The sequence below is a fragment of the Frateuria sp. genome (assembly GCF_035695185.1).
In the GTDB taxonomy this organism is placed as follows: Bacteria; Pseudomonadota; Gammaproteobacteria; order Xanthomonadales; family Rhodanobacteraceae; genus Frateuria_A.
The window spans coordinates 1-5189 of sequence record NZ_DASSES010000076.1; the positions used below are offsets into that span (position 1 = coordinate 1).

The following is a 5189-nucleotide window of genomic DNA, read 5'->3' on the forward strand; positions in this document are numbered from 1 at the left end:
CGAGGTGCTGCAGGCCTCCCTGACCACGCCGGTGCTGGTGGATTTCTGGGCGACCTGGTGCGGGCCGTGCAAGACGCTGGGGCCGATGCTGGAGAAGCTCGCCGCCGAGTACAACGGCGCCTTCCGCCTGGCCAAGGTGGACGTGGACAAGAACCAGGAGCTGGCCGGAATGTTCGGCATCCGCTCCATTCCCACCGTCATGCTCGTCAAGGACGGGCAGTTGCTGGACGGCTTCGCCGGGGCGCTGCCCGAGGGCGAGCTGCGCGAGTTCCTGGCGCGTCACGTGCAACCGCTGGAGGGCGAGGCCCCGGCCGAGCCCGAAGCGGTGGACGAAGAGGATCCCGCACAGGCGATCAATCGCCTGCAGCAGGACATCGCCGCCGCGCCGGACCGCGCCGAGCTGAAGCTCGACCTGGCGCTGGCGCTGATGCGCAACGGCCAGGCCGACGCCGCCGAAGCCGAGCTCAACGCGCTGCCCGCCAATCTGGCCACCGACGCGCGCGCCGTGCGCCTGCGCAGCCAGCTGGACCTGGCCCGCGCGCTGGAGGGCGCCCCCTCGCTGGCCGACCTGCGCCAGCGCGTGCAGGCCGATCCGGCCGACTGGGCGGCGCGCGACCTGCTCGGCGTACGCCTGCTGCTGGAGGACGACCCGGCGGCCGGCCTGGACCAGTTCCTCGCGATCCTGGAAAAGGCCCGCGACTGGAACGACGGCGGCGCCAAGAAGCGCCTGCTCGCCGCCTTCGCCACGCTGGACGATGCGGAGCTCGTCGGGCGCTATCGCCGCCGGATGGCCTCGCTGCTGTTCTGAGCCTGCGAGCCAGCCTGTAGGAGCGCGCCTGTGCGCGACCGGGAAACCCGCGGTCGCGCACAGGCACTCCCGACACGCGGCCTCATGCCACTCCATACGCCCGCGTACGTTAGACTGGCGCTTTTCCCGTCAGCCTCCGCCGATGCGCCCGTCCACCTTCCGCCGCCTGCTCAACCTCTGGCCGCCCTTCCTGTTCAACAGCATCCGCGTGCTGGAATTGAGCGAGGACTGGAGCCAGGCGCGCGTCGCGCTGCGCCTGCGTCCCTGGAACCGCAACTACGTGCGCAGCCAGTTCGGCGGCAACCTGTTCGCGATGACCGACCCGTTCTGGATGCTGCTGGCGATGCACCGCCTCGGCGGCGACTACTACGTGTGGGACAAGGCCGCCGCGATCGACTTCGTGAGCCCCGGCCGCGAAGACGTGTTCGCCTCCTTCCACCTGACCGATGCCATGGTCGAGGAGTTGCGCGCCGCCGCAGCTGGCGGCGGCAAGGTCCTGCGCTGGTTCGAGACCGAAGTGACCACCGTCTCCGGCGAGGTCGTGGCCCGCGTGCGCAAGCAACTCTACGTGCGCCTCAAGCCGAGGGCACGGGAAGCGTAGGGTACCGTCAGCCCGCCTGCGGCCCCGCGTCCCGCTCGAAGCGGGCGATCTCCTCCAGCACGGCTTCGGCCCGGCGCACGGCCGACCCGGCGAGGCTGTCCTCCAGCCAGCGCAGCCGACCGGCGCGCCGGATCAGCAGGTAGACGAGCACCACCAGCGCCAGCGAGACCGTGCCGCTGAACATCAGATGGCCACCCAGCCATGGCGCGACCTCCCGGTAGTCGCCGTTCCACCGGTCGAAGTCGGCCTGGACCAGCATCAGCATGGCCGGCACCCAGATCACCGCGCCCAGCACCGCGAATACCGGCGCTTCCACGCGCACCCGCCATGCACGCATGCGCGCCAGTCGGCGCTGGATCTGCAGCACCGGCGCGGCGTAATCGACCCCTTGCGCCAGCTGCAGCAGGCGCCCGGCGAAGGCGATCATCAGGGTGCCGAACGCCTGCATCGCGATGCCGCAGACCATGTGCTGGACCACGCCGAGATGGGTACTCCAGAACCAGGCCCCCCACAGCATCACGACCACGCCCACGACGACCTGCACCGCCTGCCCCCACACCAGCGGCCGCAGGCCGCGGCGAAGCCGATCCATGCCGCCCTCGCGCAGAAGCCGCAGGTTCAGGGCCTGCTGCTGCGCGAGCCGCCGGTCGAGCGATTGCCACGCCTGCTTCATCTCGTCCAGTTCCATGTTCATGCTCCGGTGGGCGCCGCGGCGACCAGCTGGACGCGCAGCTTCTGCTTGATGCGGCCGATCTTGGTGGCCACGTTGGTTTCGCTGATGCCGAGCACCTGGGCGATCTCGGCGCAGCTGCGGTCCTCCAGGTACAGGACGATCAACGCCCGGTTGAGCGGGTCGAGCTGGCCGATGAAGGCGTAGAGCGCAGCCAGCCGCTCGTCCGGTTGCGCCACGTCCGTGTCGCCAGGCAATTCCAGGTGCGCCGCCTCGAGCGGCTGCAGCCGTTCGTCGCGGATGGCTCGTCGGGCGTGCGAGATCGCCACGTTCAGCGCCACGCGGTACATCCAGGTGGAGAACTTCGCGCGTGCCGCGTCGTAGCTGCCGAAGGCGCGCCACAGCTGCACGGCGATCTCCTGCGCCAGGTCGTCACGGTCCTCCCGGCCCCGCGCGTAGACGCTGGCCACCTTGAAGACAATGCCCCGGTGCTCCTGCATCAGCGCTTCGAACTGGCGTTGGCGGGCGGTCATGGCTCCCTCGGGTCCCGTCTTTCCGACATGATTCGCCGGGACCGGATAAAAAATCACACCTCCCCTGGGGTGCTGCGGCACGGCCTACAATGCGGACTCCCCTCGCTCCCGGTCCCCCATGCCACGCCTGCGCGTCAAACGCTATCTGCTCACCGGCCTGCTCACCTTCATCCCGCTGTGGGTGACCTGGACGGTGTTCAGGTTCGTGCTGGGGTTCCTGGCCGGGATCGGCGCGCCGATGGTGGCCGCGGTGCTCGGGGCGCTGGCGCTGGTGGCGCCCGACACCGCCACCGCACTGGGCAGCGCCTGGTTCATCTCGATCCTGGCGATGCTGATCACCCTGCTGGCACTGTACCTGCTCGGCTTCCTCGCCAGCCGCGTGATCGGGCAGCGGCTGCTGCACGGGTTCGACACGCTGCTGCAGCGCATCCCGCTGGTGCAGACGATCTATGGCGGCACCAAGAAGCTGATGGCCGTGCTGCAGCAGAAACCCTCGGGCGTGCAGCGGGTGGTGCTGGTCGACTTCCCGCACGCCGGCACCAAGGCGATCGGTTTCGTCACGCGGCTGATGATCGAGGAAGGCAGCGGCCGGGAAATGGCGGCGGTGTTCGTGCCGACCACGCCCAATCCCACCGGTGGCTTCCTGCTGACCCTGCCGGTGGAGGCTCTGACGCCCACCGACTGGACCATGGACCAGGGCATGGCTTTCATCATTTCCGGCGGCGCCGTGGCACCCGATACGCTGCCCGCCACGCAGCGAAAGCCGCTGTAGAGCGCCCTCCCCGGCGCGCCGCGGCGCAACCGCGGACATCCATCCTCTTTGGAAGCCTCGCGCTCGCGTACGTTGCGTTCCTGCCCGCCCGCCGGCAGGCGTTCGCCCCTGTCCCGACCCCTGACCTTTGACACTGTCTGCCCCATGACCAATGGCCTAGCGTGGCCGGTCATGGCCGTGCTCCGGGGGGAACGCGGCCGGCAACAACGCAACCGCCGTACGGCGAACCACACAGAGGGAATTCCATGTCCAAGCAGTATCTGAAGCCGCTGGCGCTCGCGGTGAGCCTGGCGCTGTCGCTGACCGCGTGCGGCAAGCACGAGGCCGACCAGAACCCTGCCGCCAGCAGCAGCGCGCCCGCCGCCGCCGGCACCACCGCGATGGCCGGCGCGCCCAAGAGCGTGTTCGACGTCAGCGAGCTGGGGGCCACGAATGAGGCCTGCACGGACTTCAACCAGTTCGTCAACGCCAAGTGGGTGGCCGCCAACCCGATCCCGTCCGACCGCACCCGCTGGGGCGCCTTCGACAAACTGGCCGAAGACAGCCTCAACACCCAGCATGAGATCGTGGAGAACGCGGCCAAGAACGCGGCCAGCGCGCAGGCCGGCTCGATCCAGCAGAAGATCGGCTACCTGTACGCCTCGGGCATGGACGAAGCCGCGATCGAGAAGGCCGGATTCGACCCGATCAAGCCCAAGCTCGACGCCATCGCCTCGCTGAAGAATGGCAAGGACGTGGCCGACTACCTGGACAAGAGCTTCAGCACCGGCGACATGCAGGTGTTCGCCTTCGGCTCCGAGGCGGACTTCAAGAACGCCTCCATGCAGATCGGCTATGCCTTCCAGAGCGGCCTCGGCCTGCCGACCAAGGACTACTACACCGACGCCAAGTACGCCGAGCAGCGCAACGCGTACCTGGACTACATCGCCAAGGCGCTCCAGCTGACCGGCGTGCCCGCGGCCGACGCCAAGAAGCAGGCCGACCAGGTGCTGGCATTCGAGACCAAGCTGGCCGGCGCCTCGTTCGCCCCGGTCGAGCTGCGCACCCCCGAGCACCAGTACCACTTCGTCAGCGTCAAGGAAGCGGACAAGATCACCCCGCACTTCAGCTGGGAGAAGTTCTTCGACGCGCAGGGCGTGAAGGTGGACAAGGGCTTCTCGCTGTCGCAGCCGAAGTTCTTCGCCGAATTCGACAAGCTGCTCGCCAAGGCCCCGATCGGGCAGTGGCAGGCCTACCTGCGCTTCCACGTGATCGACGACGCCTCGCCGCTGCTGTCCAAGGCGTTCCAGGACAACAAGTTCGCCTTCTACGGCAAGACCCTGTCCGGCCAGCCGGAGCAGAAGGCCCGCTGGAAGCGCGTGCTCGGCGCGGTCAACGGCTCGATGGGCATGGCGCTGGGCCAGCTCTACGTCGACAAGATGTTCAAGCCCGAGGCCAAGGAACGCGCGCAGGTGCTGGTCGACAACGTGCGCAACGCCCTGAAGGCGCGCATCGAGAACCTGGACTGGATGAGCCCGGAAACCAAGGCCAAGGCGATCGCCAAGTGGAGCACCTTCCTGCCGAAGATCGGCTACCCGGAAAAGTGGCGTGACTGGTCCGGCCTGCAGATCAAGCAGGGCGACTTCTACGGCAACGTGATGGCCGCCGCCAAGTACAACTACGAGTACGACATCAACAAGATCGGCAAGCCGACCGACCGCAAGGAGTGGGGCATGACCCCGCAGACGGTCAACGCCTACTACAACCCGACCGACAACACGATCAACTTCCCGGCCGCGATCCTGCAGCCGCCGTTCTTCTACGCC

The 5189-nt window shown here is 68.4% G+C and carries 6 protein-coding genes; 4 read left to right on the top strand and 2 right to left on the bottom strand.

What is annotated here, in order from left to right:
* Both trxA and VFH59_RS05295 read left to right on the top strand, forming a co-directional pair.
* A partial coding sequence (gene trxA / locus VFH59_RS05290) for a thioredoxin (RefSeq protein ID WP_325163841.1) occupies nucleotides 1-808 on the top strand: 808 nt, incomplete at its 5' end.
* A 142-nt stretch (nucleotides 809-950) separates the two neighbouring features.
* Nucleotides 951-1409: a DUF4442 domain-containing protein gene (locus VFH59_RS05295; RefSeq protein ID WP_325163842.1), complete on the top strand. Its 459-nt coding sequence runs from the start codon at nucleotides 951-953 to the stop codon at nucleotides 1407-1409.
* Nucleotides 1410-1416: 7 nt separating this feature from the next.
* Here VFH59_RS05295 and VFH59_RS05300 read toward each other — a convergent pair whose 3' ends face one another.
* Entirely contained in the window at nucleotides 1417-2097 is a 681-nt protein-coding gene (locus tag VFH59_RS05300) for a hypothetical protein (protein WP_325163843.1), read from the bottom strand.
* Nucleotides 2098-2099: 2 nt separating this feature from the next.
* A complete protein-coding gene (locus VFH59_RS05305; protein WP_325163844.1) occupies nucleotides 2100-2612 on the bottom strand; it encodes a sigma-70 family RNA polymerase sigma factor in 513 nt (170 codons plus the stop codon).
* A gap of 118 nt (nucleotides 2613-2730) precedes the next feature.
* Between VFH59_RS05305 and VFH59_RS05310 the strand changes: the two genes are divergently transcribed.
* Both VFH59_RS05310 and VFH59_RS05315 read left to right on the top strand, forming a co-directional pair.
* Nucleotides 2731-3384: a DUF502 domain-containing protein gene (locus VFH59_RS05310; protein ID WP_325163845.1), complete on the top strand. Its 654-nt coding sequence runs from the start codon at nucleotides 2731-2733 to the stop codon at nucleotides 3382-3384.
* Nucleotides 3385-3629: 245 nt separating this feature from the next.
* A partial coding sequence (locus VFH59_RS05315; protein WP_325163846.1) for a peptidase occupies nucleotides 3630-5189 on the top strand: 1560 nt, incomplete at its 3' end.

Bases quoted from the DNA above. Each gene is read 5' to 3' on its own strand.
- VFH59_RS05295 (WP_325163842.1), top strand. From the start codon at position 951: ATGCGCCCGTCCACCTTCCGCCGCCTGCTCAACCTCTGGCCGCCCTTC.
- VFH59_RS05300 (WP_325163843.1), bottom strand. From the start codon at position 2,097: ATGGAACTGGACGAGATGAAGCAGGCGTGGCAATCGCTCGACCGGCGG.
- VFH59_RS05305 (WP_325163844.1), bottom strand. From the start codon at position 2,612: ATGACCGCCCGCCAACGCCAGTTCGAAGCGCTGATGCAGGAGCACCGG.
- VFH59_RS05310 (WP_325163845.1), top strand. From the start codon at position 2,731: ATGCCACGCCTGCGCGTCAAACGCTATCTGCTCACCGGCCTGCTCACC.